General features: G+C 56.5%; 11 protein-coding genes and 7 tRNA genes. 17 read left to right on the plus strand and 1 reads right to left on the minus strand.

The window, feature by feature from the left end:
- Positions 1 to 31: 31 nt before the first annotated feature.
- The 11 genes from nagA to AC6I8P_RS13245 all read left to right on the plus strand — a co-directional run bounded on the left by nagA (position 32) and on the right by AC6I8P_RS13245 (position 6090).
- On the plus strand, positions 32 to 1180 hold the full coding sequence (nagA, locus tag AC6I8P_RS13195) for an N-acetylglucosamine-6-phosphate deacetylase (RefSeq protein ID WP_058758042.1): 1149 nt from the start codon (positions 32 to 34) through the stop codon (positions 1178 to 1180).
- Between the two features lie 7 nt (positions 1181 to 1187).
- Positions 1188 to 2408, plus strand: coding sequence for a DNA-binding transcriptional regulator NagC (gene nagC / locus AC6I8P_RS13200; RefSeq protein WP_058757890.1), 1221 nt, complete (start codon positions 1188 to 1190; stop codon positions 2406 to 2408).
- A 41-nt stretch (positions 2409 to 2449) separates the two neighbouring features.
- Positions 2450 to 3202, plus strand: a complete 753-nt coding sequence (locus tag AC6I8P_RS13205; protein ID WP_021508565.1) for an HAD-IIA family hydrolase — start codon at positions 2450 to 2452, stop codon at positions 3200 to 3202.
- A 339-nt stretch (positions 3203 to 3541) separates the two neighbouring features.
- Positions 3542 to 5209 carry an asparagine synthase B gene (gene asnB, locus AC6I8P_RS13210; RefSeq protein ID WP_498030661.1) on the plus strand — a complete coding sequence of 556 codons (1668 nt, stop codon included), beginning with the start codon at positions 3542 to 3544 and terminating at the stop codon, positions 5207 to 5209.
- Positions 5210 to 5425: 216 nt separating this feature from the next.
- A tRNA-Met gene (locus AC6I8P_RS13215) sits at positions 5426 to 5502 on the plus strand.
- A gap of 7 nt (positions 5503 to 5509) precedes the next feature.
- Positions 5510 to 5594: transfer RNA gene (locus AC6I8P_RS13220), tRNA-Leu, on the plus strand.
- Positions 5595 to 5615: 21 nt separating this feature from the next.
- A tRNA-Gln gene (locus AC6I8P_RS13225) sits at positions 5616 to 5690 on the plus strand.
- A 34-nt stretch (positions 5691 to 5724) separates the two neighbouring features.
- A tRNA-Gln gene (locus tag AC6I8P_RS13230) sits at positions 5725 to 5799 on the plus strand.
- A gap of 29 nt (positions 5800 to 5828) precedes the next feature.
- A tRNA-Met gene (locus AC6I8P_RS13235) sits at positions 5829 to 5905 on the plus strand.
- 7 nt (positions 5906 to 5912) lie between these two features.
- Positions 5913 to 5987: transfer RNA gene (locus tag AC6I8P_RS13240), tRNA-Gln, on the plus strand.
- A 28-nt stretch (positions 5988 to 6015) separates the two neighbouring features.
- Positions 6016 to 6090 (plus strand) — tRNA-Gln (locus AC6I8P_RS13245).
- Positions 6091 to 6196: 106 nt separating this feature from the next.
- Here AC6I8P_RS13245 and ubiF read toward each other — a convergent pair.
- Positions 6197 to 7369: a 3-demethoxyubiquinol 3-hydroxylase gene (gene ubiF, locus AC6I8P_RS13250; protein ID WP_481657766.1), complete on the minus strand. Its 1173-nt coding sequence runs from the start codon at positions 7367 to 7369 to the stop codon at positions 6197 to 6199.
- Between the two features lie 468 nt (positions 7370 to 7837).
- On the opposite strand from ubiF, the gene miaB reads away from it, so the two are divergent.
- The 6 genes from miaB (at position 7838) to AC6I8P_RS13280 (ending at position 14838) form a co-directional block, all read left to right on the plus strand.
- Positions 7838 to 9262, plus strand: coding sequence for a tRNA (N6-isopentenyl adenosine(37)-C2)-methylthiotransferase MiaB (gene miaB / locus AC6I8P_RS13255; RefSeq protein ID WP_021508568.1), 1425 nt, complete (start codon positions 7838 to 7840; stop codon positions 9260 to 9262).
- A 205-nt stretch (positions 9263 to 9467) separates the two neighbouring features.
- Positions 9468 to 10541 carry a PhoH family protein gene (locus AC6I8P_RS13260; RefSeq protein ID WP_021508569.1) on the plus strand — a complete coding sequence of 358 codons (1074 nt, stop codon included), beginning with the start codon at positions 9468 to 9470 and terminating at the stop codon, positions 10539 to 10541.
- Positions 10538 to 11011, plus strand: a complete 474-nt coding sequence (ybeY, locus tag AC6I8P_RS13265; RefSeq protein ID WP_010616134.1) for an rRNA maturation RNase YbeY — start codon at positions 10538 to 10540, stop codon at positions 11009 to 11011. The genes AC6I8P_RS13260 and ybeY overlap by 4 nt, the downstream gene beginning before the upstream one ends.
- A gap of 82 nt (positions 11012 to 11093) precedes the next feature.
- Positions 11094 to 11975 (plus strand): CNNM family magnesium/cobalt transport protein CorC, encoded by an 882-nt coding sequence (gene corC, locus AC6I8P_RS13270; RefSeq protein ID WP_021508571.1) that lies wholly within the window; start codon positions 11094 to 11096, stop codon positions 11973 to 11975.
- Between the two features lie 4 nt (positions 11976 to 11979).
- On the plus strand, positions 11980 to 13506 hold the full coding sequence (lnt, locus tag AC6I8P_RS13275; RefSeq protein WP_152391250.1) for an apolipoprotein N-acyltransferase: 1527 nt from the start codon (positions 11980 to 11982) through the stop codon (positions 13504 to 13506).
- Positions 13507 to 13944: 438 nt separating this feature from the next.
- Positions 13945 to 14838 (plus strand): glutamate/aspartate ABC transporter substrate-binding protein, encoded by an 894-nt coding sequence (locus AC6I8P_RS13280; protein ID WP_021508573.1) that lies wholly within the window; start codon positions 13945 to 13947, stop codon positions 14836 to 14838.
- The last annotated feature ends 21 nt before the right edge of the window (positions 14839 to 14859 follow it).

Below are 14859 nucleotides of genomic sequence, written 5' to 3' on the forward strand. Positions count from 1 at the left end.
AGCGCAGCAGGTTCAGCCGGGAGAAGAGATGATGTACGCATTAGTTAACGGCCGGATTTTTACCGGTCATGAAGTTCTGGACAATCACGCCGTGGTGATTGCCAATGGCCTGATTGAGCGTGTCTGCCCGCGCGATGCGCTGGACGCCGCGATTCCACAACAGGATGTGGCTGGTGCGTTCATCGCTCCCGGATTTATCGACCTGCAGCTCAACGGCTGCGGCGGCGTGCAGTTCAACGATGACATCAATGCCCTGAGCGTGGAAACGCTGGAGATCATGCAGCGTGCCAATGAAAAATCCGGCTGCACCAGCTATTTACCGACGCTGATTACCAGCAGTGATGAACTGATGAAGCGCGCGATTGAAACCATGCGCGCTTACCTGGCGAAGCATCAGAATCAGGCGCTGGGCCTGCATCTGGAAGGTCCGTGGCTGAATAAAGAGAAGAAAGGCACTCACAATCCGCAGCTGATTCGTCTGCCGGATGCGGAGCTGGTAGATTTCCTGTGCGCCAACGCTGACGTCATCACCAAAGTTACGCTGGCGCCGGAAAATGCGGGCAGCGCGGTGATTCGCCAGCTGCGTGACGCCGGGATTATTGTGTCGTCCGGTCACTCCAATGCTACCTATGCCGAAGCCAAAGCGGGCATCAGCGCGGGCGTCACCTTTGCCACCCACCTGTATAACGCCATGAGCGCCTTTAGCGGGCGTGAGCCAGGTCTTATCGGTGCGCTGTTTGATTCGCCTGATGTATACTGCGGCATTATTGCAGACGGTTTACATGTCAATTACGCTAACGTGCGCAATGCAAAACGAATCAAAGGCGACAAACTGGTGCTGGTGACCGATGCCACCGCGCCGGCCGGTGCGTCGATTGATCAATTCATTTTTGCAGGTAAAACAATATACTATCGCGACGGCCTGTGCGTAGATGAGAACGGTACCCTGAGCGGATCTGCGCTGACGATGATTGAAGCGGTGCAGAATAGCGTGGAACATTGTGGTATCGCGCTGGACGAAGCGCTGCGCATGGCGACCCTGTATCCGGCAAGGGCAATGGGTGTGGAAAAGCAGTTTGGTACGGTGGAAGCAGGAAAAGTCGCCAACCTCACTGTCTTTACCCGCGATTATCAAATCACTAAGACGTTCGTCAACGGAGACAACGTCCTCAGCGAGTAAGTACTGAATGACCACTGGCGGCCAGACTCAAATAGGAAATGTCGATCTTGTCAAACAACTTAACAGTGCAGCTGTTTACCGGCTGATTGATCAACAGGGGCCGATTTCGCGTATTCAGATTGCCGAACTCAGCCAGCTTGCGCCCGCCAGCGTCACCAAAATTACCCGTCAGCTTATCGAACGCGGCCTCATCAAAGAGGTGGAGCAACAGGCCTCCACCGGTGGGCGCCGCGCCATCTCCATCATCACCGAAACCCGCCATTTTCATACCATCGGCGTGCGCCTGGGGCGCAACGATGCCACGCTGACGCTGTTCGATCTCAGCGGAAAATCGCTGGCGCAGGAAGATTATCCGCTGCCGGAGCGCACCCAGGAGACGCTGGAGAACGCGCTGTTCAACGCCATCAGTGCCTTTATGAGCACGCACCAGCGTAAAATTCATGAGCTGATCGCTATCGCGGTGATCCTGCCGGGGCTGGTCGACCCGATTAACGGCATCATTCGCTACATGCCGCATATCGCCGTCAGCCACTGGCCACTGGTGGCGAGCCTGAAAAAACGCTTTAACGTCACCAGTTTTGTCGGGCACGATATCCGCAGCCTGGCGCTGGCTGAGCACTATTTCGGTGCAAGCCGCGACTGTGCAGACTCCATTCTGGTGCGTTTACACCGCGGAACCGGCGCCGGCATCATCGCGAACGGCCACATTTTCCTCGGCAGCAATGGCAACGTGGGTGAGATTGGCCACATTCAGGTCGATCCACTCGGCGAACGCTGCCACTGTGGCAACTTTGGCTGCCTCGAAACCATCGCCGCCAACGGCGCGATTGAGAACCGCGTGCGCCACCTGCTCAATCAGGGTTATCCCAGCAGCCTGACGCTGGATGATTGCCAGATGCCGCAAATCTGCCGCGCCGCCAATCAGGGCGACGCGCTGGCCTGCGAAGTGATCGAGTACGTTGGCCGCTATCTCGGCAAAGCGATCGCTATCGCCATTAACCTGTTTAACCCGCAAAAAGTGGTGCTGGCCGGCGAAATTACCGATGCCGACAAAGTGCTGTTCCCGGCGATTGAGGGCTGCATTAACACCCAGGCGTTAAACGCGTTTCGCAAAAATCTGCCCGTGGTGCGGTCTGAACTGGACCATCGCTCGGCAATTGGCGCTTTCGCGCTGGCAAAACGCGCTATGCTGAATGGCATTCTGCTGCAGCACCTGCTGGAAGAATAATAGAAAGCCTGCCGGCTGGCAGGCCCGACCGGAAGCCACCTATGACCATCAAAAGCGTAATCTGTGACATCGACGGCGTGTTGATGCACGACAATACCGCCGTGAAAGGCGCAAACGAATTCCTGCAGCGCATTCTGGAAAAAGAGATGCCGCTGGTGGTACTGACCAACTATCCATCACAAACTGCGCAGGATCTGGCCAACCGCTTTGCCAACGCCGGCGTCGACATCCCGGATTCGGTGTTTTACACCTCCGCCATGGCCACCGCGGATTTCCTGCGTCGTCAGGAGGGCAAAAAAGCCTACGTGATTGGTGAAGGCGCGCTGATTCATGAATTGTATAAGGCCGGTTTTACCATCACTGACGTCAACCCGGATTTCGTCATCGTCGGCGAGACGCGATCGTTTAACTGGGAAATGATGCATAAAGCCGCCTTCTTTGTGGCTAACGGTGCGCGTTTTATCGCGACCAATCCTGATACCCACGCACGCGGCTTTGTGCCGGCCTGTGGCGCGCTCTGTGCCGGTATCGAAACCATTTCCGGCCGCAAACCGTTTTATGTCGGTAAGCCCAGCCCTTACATCATGCGCGCCGCACTGAATAAAATGCATGCGCATTCAGAAGAGACGGTGATTGTGGGCGATAACCTGCGCACCGATATTCTGGCTGGCTTCCAGGCCGGTCTGGAAACCATTCTGGTGCTGTCCGGCGTCTCTACGCTGAGCGATATCGACGCCATGCCGTTCCGTCCGGACTGGATCTACCCTTCCGTGGCTGATATCGACCTGTTCTGATTCGCGTCATGCTGTCTGCTTATGGCCCTGCTCGCCGTTACGGTGTGCAGGGCTTTTTTATGTGTCTGGCATAGCGCTGTGATTCAGCCGCTGACGCGGCCTCATCGGTTGCGCACAAAACCATCACTTCTGACAATTCATTAGACACCATCTAATTTAATCGTTAATTTTTTGAATAAAATTCAACATTACTTCACACCAACAATCTTTTTATCAGTATTTGGTGATTTCGCTTGCGTTACCACTATCAATTAGCGCATTTTCTTATACATCACGCAGCGCAGTCTGCCGGACAAACAAGTCAATAACATCGCCACAGGGTGAGATCAGGAGTCAGTTATGTGTTCGATTTTTGGTGTGCTGGATCTGAAGACCGATCCTGTTGAACTGCGCAAGAAAGCGCTGGAATGTTCCCGTCTGATGCGTCACCGCGGCCCGGACTGGTCAGGCGTCTTCGCTGATGAGAAAGCCATTCTGGTGCACGAGCGCCTGTCCATCGTTGACGTGAACAACGGCGCCCAGCCGCTGTACAACGCGGATCACACCCACGTACTGGCTGTTAACGGCGAAATTTATAACCACCAGGCGCTGCGCGCGGAACTGAGCGATCGCTACGCGTTCCAGACGGGTTCAGACTGCGAAGTCATCCTCGCGCTGTATCAGGAAAAAGGCCTCGACTTCCTCGACGACCTGCAGGGCATGTTCGCCTTCATTCTGTGGGACAGCGTCAAACAGCAGTATCTGATTGGCCGCGATCACATCGGTATTATTCCGCTCTATATGGGCAACGATGAGCACGGCAACCTGTATGTTGCTTCTGAAATGAAAGCGCTGGTGCCGGTGTGCCGCAGCATCAAAGAATTCCCGCCGGGAAGCTACCTCTCCAGCACCGATGGCGAAATCCGTCGTTACTGGCAGCGTGACTGGATGGATTTTGCCGCCGTGGCGCAAAACACCACCGATGCCGCTGGCCTGAAGCACGCGCTGGAAGAGTCAGTGAAGAGTCACCTGATGTCAGACGTACCGTACGGCGTACTGCTGTCCGGCGGCCTCGACTCTTCCATCATCTCTGCGGTGACCAAGCGCTTTGCCGCCAAACGTGTGGAAGATCAGGACAAGAGCGATGCGTGGTGGCCGCAGCTGCACTCGTTTGCCGTCGGTCTGGAAGGATCGCCGGATCTGAAAGCGGCGCAGGCGGTGGCCGATCACCTCGGTACCGTGCATCATGAAATTCACTTCACCGTGCAGGAAGGTCTGGATGCGATCCGCGATGTGATTTACCACATCGAAACCTACGATGTGACCACCATTCGCGCGTCGACACCGATGTATCTGATGTCGCGTAAAATCAAAGCGATGGGTATCAAAATGGTGCTGTCTGGTGAAGGGGCGGATGAAGTGTTTGGTGGTTACCTCTACTTCCATAAAGCACCGAACGCCCAGGAGTTCCACGAAGAAAACGTGCGTAAACTGCTGGCACTGCACATGTTTGACTGCGCGCGCGCTAACAAAGCGATGTCGGCGTGGGGCGTGGAAGCACGTGTGCCATTCCTTGATAAGAAATTCCTTGATGTCGCGATGCGCATCAACCCGGAAGACAAAATGTGCGGCAGCAACGGCAAAATGGAAAAACACATTCTGCGTGAATGTTTCTCCTCTTACCTGCCGGAGAGCGTAGTATGGCGTCAGAAAGAGCAGTTCTCTGATGGCGTAGGCTACAGCTGGATCGACACGCTGAAAGAAGTGGCGGCGAAGCAGATTAGCGAGCAGCAGCTGGCGACCGCACATTTCCGCTTCCCGCACAACACGCCAACCTCGAAAGAAGCGTATCTGTACCGCGAGATCTTTGAGGAGCTGTTCCCGCTGCCAAGCGCGGCAGAGTGCGTGCCGGGCGGTCCCTCCGTGGCCTGTTCGTCGGCGAAAGCCATTGAGTGGGATGAAGCGTTTAAATCGATGGACGATCCGTCAGGACGTGCGGTAGGCGTGCATCAGTCAGCGTACAAATAAGCATTTTCTTTGTGCGTATAAGGGGCCCATTGTGGCCCCTTTTTCTTGCATCTGACGCGGATACGATCGAAAATTGCCGAATAAATCATCAGCCTGGTTACAAGCCAGACAAACAGGCGCGTTAAGGCAAAAAACGGCAAAAAATTTGTTGACGCTACAAAGCTCAATACGCATAATGCGCCCCGCAACGCCGATGAAGGTAACGCGAAAAAAGATGGCTACGTAGCTCAGTTGGTTAGAGCACATCACTCATAATGATGGGGTCACAGGTTCGATTCCCGTCGTAGCCACCATCTTTTTGCGGGAGTGGCGAAATTGGTAGACGCACCAGATTTAGGTTCTGGCGCCGCAAGGTGTGCGAGTTCAAGTCTCGCCTCCCGCACCATTTCAGTCTTCGGCAGCCGGATGGGGTATCGCCAAGCGGTAAGGCACCGGTTTTTGATACCGGCATTCCCTGGTTCGAATCCAGGTACCCCAGCCAATCCGATGCACTCTCGTGGATACGAGTCGACGAATGGGATATCGCCAAGCGGTAAGGCACCGGTTTTTGATACCGGCATTCCCTGGTTCGAATCCAGGTATCCCAGCCATCATCGGGTGCAGTAAAGCAGTACAATCTGGCTACGTAGCTCAGTCGGTTAGAGCACATCACTCATAATGATGGGGTCACAGGTTCGATTCCCGTCGTAGCCACCAAACAAATTGGGGTGTCGCCAAGCGGTAAGGCAGTGGATTCTGATTCCACCATTCCGGGGTTCGAATCCCTGCACCCCAGCCATACAAAGACAATTTGACCAAACACCTATTGGGGTGTCGCCAAGCGGTAAGGCACCGGATTCTGATTCCGGCATTCCGGGGTTCGAATCCCTGCACCCCAGCCAAATTGCACAACAGGCCCGCTTTTGCGGGCTTTGTTGTTTTTGTCATTCCTGAATTTCACGCCTTATACCACAGATGGCGCCGCCACGATTGCGGCGCCCGGTGAGTTTACAACCCCAGCGCGTAACGCAGCACCTGACGCTTGAGCACGCCAGCATTCTCTGCCGCAATCAGTCCAAGGTTACGCACCACACGCAGCGGCGGCAGCGCGTTGCTAAAGGCGAAGTAGAACAGATCCATACCGCCCTGCATCAGCAAGTTATCTTTGTAGCGCTGGCGGTGATAACGCTGCAATACCGGCAGCGATGCCCAGCGCTGCGCCTGGCTGCGCGCATCCACCAGCGTATCAATCAGCGCATCCACATCGCGGTAGCCGAGATTAACCCCCTGCCCGGCCAGCGGATTGATGGTGTGTGCAGCATCACCGACCAGCGCCAGGCCCGGCAGCACATAGCGCGTGGCATGGCGGCGCACCAGCGGGAAAGACGCCGCGTTCTTCACCAGGAAGCGGCCGACGCGCGCCGGGAAGTTGGCCTGTACTTCTTTGGCCAGCTGGCTGAGCGGCAGATTTTGCAGCTGACGGATCCGCGCCGGCGCGTCGTACCACACCAGCGAAGCGTGACGATCGAACAGCGGCAGAAACGCGCGCGGTCCATCCGGCGTAAATTGCTGCCAGGTGGCATCGCCGGCCTCGTGTTCACACTCAACGCTGATTAGCATGCAGGATTGCGCATAGTTCCAGCCGCGCACGCCGATACCCGCCAGCTGGCGCACGCGCGAATTAGCACCATCGGCCCCCACCACAAGCTGGCTATGCAGCGTGCTCCCGTCATCCAGCTGTAGCTGCCAGCCGCCGCTGTGCGCCTGTAACGCCTGCAGTGAGGCCGGACACAGTAGCGTTACGCCATCCTGCTGCATCTGCTCCCACAGCGCGCGCTGCAGCACGCTGTTTTCCACCATATAGCCCAGCTCGGGAATGCCCAGTGCAGCGGCGTCGAAGGTGACGTGTGCGCTTTGCCACTCCCAGGTTTCCAGCTTGCGGTAGGGCGCGCTGCGCATCGCCTGGACACGCGGCCAGACATTGAGCTGGCGCAGCAGCGCCACCGATGACGCACCAATGGCGGAGATACGTATATCCGGCGCCAGGCTGGCGTCAAACGCGGCCGGCTCGGCACGTTCAATCACCGCCACGCGAAACTGCTGCTGCGCCAGACCACAGGCCAGCGCGGCACCGACCATGCCGCCGCCCACTACCACCACATCAAACTGTGAATCCTGCATTGACTCTTATCCTTCTGATTGCCGTGACGCCTTGCGGCAGCACTCTATGTGGCAAAGTGTACCGGAAATTTACCGCACCAGCAGAAAAGCCCTGCTAACCTTGTGCTTCAGACGGCTCAGCCGCGCGAAGTATAACCGGGCATCATGCCCTGAATAATTCGTGCGCCAGGAAGGCGGCAAGCAAGGATCATCCCGGGAACTTACATCAGTAAGTGACCGGAGGAGCCGCGCGCAGCCAACGTGCCTGGCGTGCGAAGTATGACCGGCATCATGCCCTAAATAATTCGTGCGCCGGGAAGGCGGCAAGCAAGGATCTCCCCGGGAGCTTACATCAGTAAGTGACCGGGGGAGCCGCGCGCAGCCAACGCACCTGGCGTGCGAAGTATGACGGGCATGCTGGTCACACCCGCGCCAAAGCATTACAATACGCGCCCTGCACTTCTCTGCTCAGAATCAATGGCTAGTTCAATGACCAAAAAACTGCATATCAAAACCTGGGGCTGTCAGATGAACGAATATGATTCATCGAAGATGGCTGACCTACTGAACAGCACGCACGGCTATACCCTGACGGAGGAAGCCGAAGACGCAGACGTACTGCTGCTGAATACCTGCTCCATCCGTGAGAAGGCGCAGGAAAAAGTGTTTCACTTGCTGGGACGCTGGAAGAAGCTGAAGGCGAAGAATCCTGAGCTGATTATTGGCGTGGGCGGCTGTGTGGCTTCGCAGGAGGGCGATAAAATTCGCCAGCGCGCGCAGTGCGTGGACATCGTTTTTGGCCCGCAGACGCTGCATCGTCTGCCGGAGATGATTAATCAGGTGCGCGGCAGCAAGAGTCCGATTGTTGACGTCTCGTTCCCGGAAATCGAAAAGTTTGATCGCCTGCCGGAGCCGCGTGCTGAAGGTCCGACGGCTTTTGTCTCGATCATGGAAGGCTGCAATAAATATTGCACTTTCTGCGTGGTGCCTTATACGCGCGGCGAGGAAGTAAGCCGTCCCTGCGATGACATCCTGCTGGAAGTTGCCCAGCTGGCGGCGCAGGGCGTGCGTGAAGTGAATCTGCTGGGGCAGAACGTCAACGCCTATCGCGGCGCGACCTTTGACGACCAGATTTGTACCTTTGCCGAGCTGCTGCGTCTGGTGGCCGCGATTGACGGAATTGACCGGATTCGTTTCACCACCAGCCATCCGATTGAGTTCACCGACGACATCATCGACGTTTATCGTGATACGCCAGAGCTGGTGAGCTTCCTGCACCTGCCAGTGCAGAGCGGTGCCGATCGTATTCTGACGCTGATGAAGCGAGCGCACACTGCGCTGGAGTACAAAGCGATTATCCGTAAGCTGGTGGCCGCGCGCCCGGATATCCAGATCAGTTCAGATTTCATCATTGGCTTCCCGGGCGAAACCCAGCAGGATTTCGAGCAGACCATGAAGCTCATCGGCGAGGTTAATTTCGACACCAGCTTCAGCTTTATCTATTCGGCGCGTCCGGGGACGCCAGCGGCCGATCTGCCGGACGACGTGCCGGAAGAGGAGAAGAAGCAGCGTCTGTACATTTTGCAGGATCGCATCAATCAGCAGGCGATGGCATGGAGCCGCCGCATGCTTGGTACCGTTCAGCGTATTCTGGTGGAAGGCACCTCACGTAAGAATGTGATGGAGCTGACCGGCCGTACCGAAAACAACCGCGTGGTCAACTTTGAAGGCGACGTGCGCATGATCGGTAAATTTGTTGATGTCGAAATCGTCGATGTTTATACCAATTCGCTGCGTGGCGTCGTGGTTCGCACCGAAGAGGAGATGGGCCTGCGCGTCGCGGAGAGTCCGGCATCGGTGATTGCGCGTACGCGTAAAGAGGATGAGATCGGCGTGGGCCTGTATCAACCTTGAGACCGCGATTACTGAGCGACAGCGCACAACGCGCTGTCGCCTGTTTCATCCCGCAGCCCTTGCTTTCCGCAGCTGCCGCCCAAATATCTCCCCTGAAGCTTGCGCCCGGGCGCGACCCCATAAATAATTCCGTAAAGATGCTGACGCCTGGCGTACGGTATCTGCTATTTCTTTCAACTGGCCCTGAGTGACCCAAAGGATTCATTTGAATATCGAAACTCGTGAAATCGCCCTTGAACCGGCAGACAATCGTCGACTGATGAGCCTGTGCGGTCCGTTTGATGACAACGTAAAACAGCTGGAGCGCCGTCTGGGCATTGAGATCAATCGCCGCGACAACCTGTTTAAGCTGGTCGGCCGCGCGCTGAGTGTCGAGGCGGCCGCCAATATTCTGCGTTCGCTGTACGTTGATACCGCGCCGGTGCGCGGCCAGATCCCGGACATTGAACCGGATCAGATCCATCTGGCGATCAAAGAGAGTCGCGTGCTGGAGCAGACGGCCGACAGCGTGCCGGAGTACGGTAAAGCGGTGAACATCAAGACCAAGCGCGGCGTGATTAAACCGCGTACGCCAAACCAGGCGCAGTACATCGCCAATATTCTCGATCACGACATCACCTTCGGCATTGGGCCGGCCGGGACCGGGAAAACCTATCTGGCGGTAGCCGCCGCGGTGGATGCGCTGGAGCGGCAGGAGATTCGCCGTATTCTGCTGACGCGTCCGGCGGTCGAAGCCGGCGAAAAGCTCGGCTTCCTGCCCGGCGATCTCAGTCAGAAAGTCGATCCTTACCTGCGTCCGCTGTATGACGCCCTGTTTGAAATGCTGGGCTTCGAGCGCGTCGAGAAGCTGATGGAACGCAACGTGATTGAAGTCGCGCCGCTGGCCTACATGCGCGGCCGTACGCTGAACGACGCATTCGTGATTCTCGATGAGAGCCAGAACACCACCATCGAACAAATGAAGATGTTCCTGACGCGTATCGGCTTCAACTCCAAAGCGGTGATTACCGGTGACGTGACGCAGATTGACCTGCCGCGCAGCACCAAATCCGGTTTGCGCCACGCCATCGAAGTGCTGGCCAATGTGGAAGAGATCAGCTTTAACTTTTTCCACAGCGAAGACGTGGTGCGTCATCCGGTGGTCGCACGCATTGTTAATGCTTATGAAGCCTGGGAAGAAGCGGACCAGAAACGCCGTGATAAACTGGCGGAAGAGCGTAAGCGTGAGGCGCAGGCGGTACAAACTGCCAGCCAGCCGACGCCGCAGGAGCCTTCATGAGCACGGTGATTTTAGATTTGCAGTTGGCGTGTGCCGATGAAAACGGCCTGCCCGCAGAAGCGGCGTTTCAGCGCTGGCTGGAGGCGGCGGTCACGCCGTTTCAGCCTGAGAGCGAAGTCACGATACGGCTGGTCGATGAAGCGGAGAGTCATGAGCTTAATCTGACTTATCGCGGCAAAGATAAGCCGACTAACGTGCTGTCGTTTCCGTTTGAAGCACCGCCGGGCATTGAGCTGCCGCTGCTGGGCGACCTGATTATTTGTCGTCAGGTTGTTGAGCAGGAAGCGGCCGAGCAGGGCAAAAGCCCTGAAGCGCACTGGGCACACATGGTGGTTCACGGCACGCTGCATCTGCTGGGTTATGACCATATTGAAGACGAGGAAGCTGAAGAGATGGAAGCGCTCGAGACCGAGATAATGCTTGCTCTTGGCTATCCCGATCCGTACATTTCGGAAAAAGAAGACGCCTGAACCGCCGGTTCAGGACATTGCGCTGCTGGCGAGGATGCCGGCAGTTCCTTTCCCTCATTCGAGAGAACTAAATAAAAACGCCATGAGCGACGACCATTCTCAAAACAACGACGCACCCAGTAGTAAAAAGGGTTTTTTCTCCCTGTTAATCAATCAGCTTTTCCACGGCGAACCCAAAAACCGTGACGAACTGCTGGGGCTGATCCGCGATTCTGAGCAAAAAGAGCTGATCGACCAGGACACCCGCGACATGCTGGAAGGGGTGCTGGATATTGCCGAACAGCGCGTGCGCGACATTATGATCCCGCGCTCGCAGATGATTACCCTGAAGCGCAACCAGAGCCTTGAAGAGTGCCTGGCGGTGATTATTGAATCAGCCCACTCGCGCTTCCCGGTGATCAGCGAAGATAAAGACCATGTTGAAGGCATTCTGATGGCGAAAGATCTGCTGCCGTTTATGAGCAGCAGCGCCGAGCCATTCAGCATGGAAAAAGTGCTGCGCCCGGTCGTGGTGGTGCCTGAGAGCAAGCGCGTCGATCGCATGCTCAAAGAGTTCCGCTCGCAGCGCTATCATATGGCGATCGTCATTGATGAGTTCGGTGGTGTCTCCGGACTGGTGACCATCGAAGATATCCTTGAGCTGATCGTCGGCGAAATTGAAGACGAATATGACGACGAAGAAGATCGCGATATCCGTCAGCTCAACCGCCACACCTATACGGTGCGTGCGCTGACGCCGATTGAGGATTTCAATGAGGTATTTGGTAGCGATTTCAGCGATGACGAAGTCGATACCATTGGCGGTCTGGTGATGCAGGGATTCGGCCATCTGCCGGCGCGCGGTGAAAGCATCGACATTGAGGGTTACCAATTCAAAGTTGCGATGGCTGACAGCCGCCGTATCATCCAGGTGCATGTGAAAATTCCGGAAGACTCTCCGCAACCGCAACTGGAAGACGAATAATTTTATGGCATTAGCCTCTCTCTACTCGCAGCAGCGGGTTCGCCTGCTGCTGGCGTTAATTCTGGGTGCCGCGGGCACCCTTTCCTTTTCCCCGTATGATTTCTGGCCCGCCGCCCTGCTCTCTCTGGCCGGTTTGCAACTGCTGTTGCTGGATCGCCGCAGCGCGCAGGCGGCAGGCATCGGTTTTGCCTGGGGCTTTGGCCTGTTCGGCAGCGGCATCAACTGGGTGTACGTCAGCATTGCGACGTTTGGCGGCATGCCCGGCCCGGTCAATGTGTTCCTCGTGGTGCTGCTCGCCGCCTATCTGGCGCTCTACCCGCTGCTGTTTGCCCTGCTGCTGAACCGCTTCTGGCCACGAGCCACGCTGTGGCGCATGGCGCTGGCGGCACCGGCGCTGTGGCAGATCACCGAGTTTCTGCGCGGCTGGGTGCTGACCGGCTTTCCGTGGCTGCAGTTTGGCTACAGCCAGATCGATGGGCCGCTGAAAGGCCTGGCGCCGCTGGCTGGCGTGGAAACCATCACCTTCCTGCTGATGGTGATTGCCGGCATGCTGGCCTCAGCCTGCTATCACCGCAGCGTGAAAAACCTGATTATCGCCGTCGCGCTGCTGCTGCTGCCGTGGCCACTGCGGATGCTGCAGTGGTATCAGCCGCTGCCGCAGCGCAGCGTCAATGTGGCGATGGTGCAGGGCAATATTCCGCAGTCAATGAAGTGGGATCCGCAGCAGCTGCTGACCACGCTGCGCGTCTATACCGCATACAGCCAGCCGTTTATCGGCAAAGCGCCAATCATCATCTGGCCGGAGTCGGCAATTACCGATCTGGAGAGTAATCAGCAGCCGTTTCTGCATGCGCTGGATGACGAACTGCGCGCGCGCGGCAGCACGCTGATCACCGGCATTGTTGATTCGCGCGTGGAGAGCGATAACCGCTATCACGATTACAACTCGGTGATTGTGCTGGGCGGCGCGCAGCCTTACAGCTATCAGAGCCGCAACCGCTACCAGAAAAACCACCTGGTGCCGTTTGGCGAGTTTGTGCCGCTGGAAGGTCTGCTGCGTCCGCTGGCTCCGTTCTTCGACCTGCCGATGTCCTCGTTCAGCCGTGGCGCCTACCTGCAGCCGCAGCTGAAAGTGGCGGGCTACAATCTCACCAGCGCCATTTGCTATGAGATCGTGCTGGGCGAACAGGTGCGCGCCAACTTCCGTCCGGACACCAACTTCCTGCTGACGGTATCGAACGATGCCTGGTTCGGTCATTCGATTGGTCCGTGGCAGCATTTCCAGATGGCGCGCATGCGTGCGCTGGAGCTGGGTCGTCCGCTGCTGCGCTCAACGAACAATGGTGTTACCGCAGTGGTGAATGCGCAGGGAGACGTGGAGAACATCATCCCGCAGTTCACCCGCGAAGTGCTGAGCGCTACAGTCACGCCTGCCAGCGGGGAAACGCCGTATGCACGCGTCGGTATCTGGCCGGTATGGCTGCTGACGCTGGCGGGCATCGTGCTGGCAATTTTACGCCGCCGCGCCTGATATCCCGCCCTCTCTCACCAGGCGAAGCGCAGGCTTCGCCTTTTTTCTGCGCAGTTTTCCGCTCCCTTTCTCCTTAGTCACCGCCACTTTCTGCTGCCTTTTTGCTCGCTCTCCGCGTACTGGCACGATCATTGCTAATTATTTCAGTGGTTTTAGCAACATCGGTGATTTGTCAGCGTAATGCCCTGTTTGCGCACTATTATCTGGCACCGGAGCGCACTTAATTGGCGCAGAGGCTGTTTTTTGCCTCTTATTGGTGCGGAGCGGCTCGCAAAAAACAAACTTTTTTGTTTCATTACGTTAACAATTCGCTATGTTAATCACTATCCTGCGCGCAGTTGCGCTAAGGGATAATTAAAAAAGCAGCAGGAAATACACACAATATCACCATCTGCGCAGTTTATGTTCTGCGCAACATTCACACGAAGGAGTAGGAACATGCAGATTCGCAAAGTGGCATTATCGCTTCTGCTGTTGGGCGCAGCAGCGGGCGCGGCCCAGGCGGAAGATCTCACCGGCACCCTGAAAAAAATCAATGATAGTGGCGTGATTGTCGTGGGGCACCGTGAGTCATCCGTTCCCTTTTCTTACTACGACAACCAGCAGAAAGTGGTGGGCTATTCGCAGGACTACTCCAACGCCATTGTTGCCGCCATCAAAGCGAAACTGAACAAGCCGGATCTGCAGGTCAAAATGCTGCCGATCACCTCACAAAACCGTATTCCGCTGCTGCAGAACGGCACCTACGATTTCGAGTGTGGCTCGACCACCAACAACGTAGAGCGTCAGCAGCAGGCGGCGTTCTCTGACACCATCTTCATCATCGGTACACGTCTGCTGGTGAAGAAAGGCGGCGACATCAAAGATTTCGCCGATCTGAAAGGCAAAACCGTGGTCGTCACCTCAGGCACCACCTCTGAGATTCTGCTGCGCAAGCTGAATGACGAGAAGAAAATGGATATGCGCATCATCAGCGCGAAAGATCACGGTGACTCGTTCCGCACGCTGGAAACCGGTCGCGCAGTGGCTTTCATGATGGATGACGCGCTGCTGGCCGGTGAACGTGCTAAGGCGAAGAAACCGGATAACTGGGAAATCACTGGCACACCGCAGTCCAAAGAAGCCTACGGCTGCATGCTGCGTAAAGACGATGCGCCATTTAAACAGCTGATGGATGACACCATCGCCAAAGCGCAGACGTCGGGTGAAGCCACCAAATGGTTCGATACCTGGTTCAAACAGCCAATTCCGCCGAAGAACCTGAACCTGAACTTCGAGCTGTCTTCTGACATGCAGGCGCTGTTTAAAGCACCGAACGACAAAGCACTCTGAATTAACAATGAAAACAAGGGC

Source organism: gamma proteobacterium symbiont of Lampromicra miyakona, from assembly GCF_059730895.1.

Excerpts from the sequence above, each read along its gene's own strand:
- corC (WP_021508571.1), top strand. The coding sequence starts at position 11,094 with ATGAGCGACGACCATTCTCAAAACAACGACGCACCCAGTAGTAAAAAG.
- nagC (WP_058757890.1), top strand. The coding sequence starts at position 1,188 with ATGACCACTGGCGGCCAGACTCAAATAGGAAATGTCGATCTTGTCAAA.
- AC6I8P_RS13280 (WP_021508573.1), top strand. The coding sequence starts at position 13,945 with ATGCAGATTCGCAAAGTGGCATTATCGCTTCTGCTGTTGGGCGCAGCA.
- ubiF (WP_481657766.1), bottom strand. The coding sequence starts at position 7,369 with ATGCAGGATTCACAGTTTGATGTGGTGGTAGTGGGCGGCGGCATGGTC.
- asnB (WP_498030661.1), top strand. The coding sequence starts at position 3,542 with ATGTGTTCGATTTTTGGTGTGCTGGATCTGAAGACCGATCCTGTTGAA.
- AC6I8P_RS13205 (WP_021508565.1), top strand. The coding sequence starts at position 2,450 with ATGACCATCAAAAGCGTAATCTGTGACATCGACGGCGTGTTGATGCAC.
- lnt (WP_152391250.1), top strand. The coding sequence starts at position 11,980 with ATGGCATTAGCCTCTCTCTACTCGCAGCAGCGGGTTCGCCTGCTGCTG.
- nagA (WP_058758042.1), top strand. The coding sequence starts at position 32 with ATGTACGCATTAGTTAACGGCCGGATTTTTACCGGTCATGAAGTTCTG.
- ybeY (WP_010616134.1), top strand. The coding sequence starts at position 10,538 with ATGAGCACGGTGATTTTAGATTTGCAGTTGGCGTGTGCCGATGAAAAC.
- miaB (WP_021508568.1), top strand. The coding sequence starts at position 7,838 with ATGACCAAAAAACTGCATATCAAAACCTGGGGCTGTCAGATGAACGAA.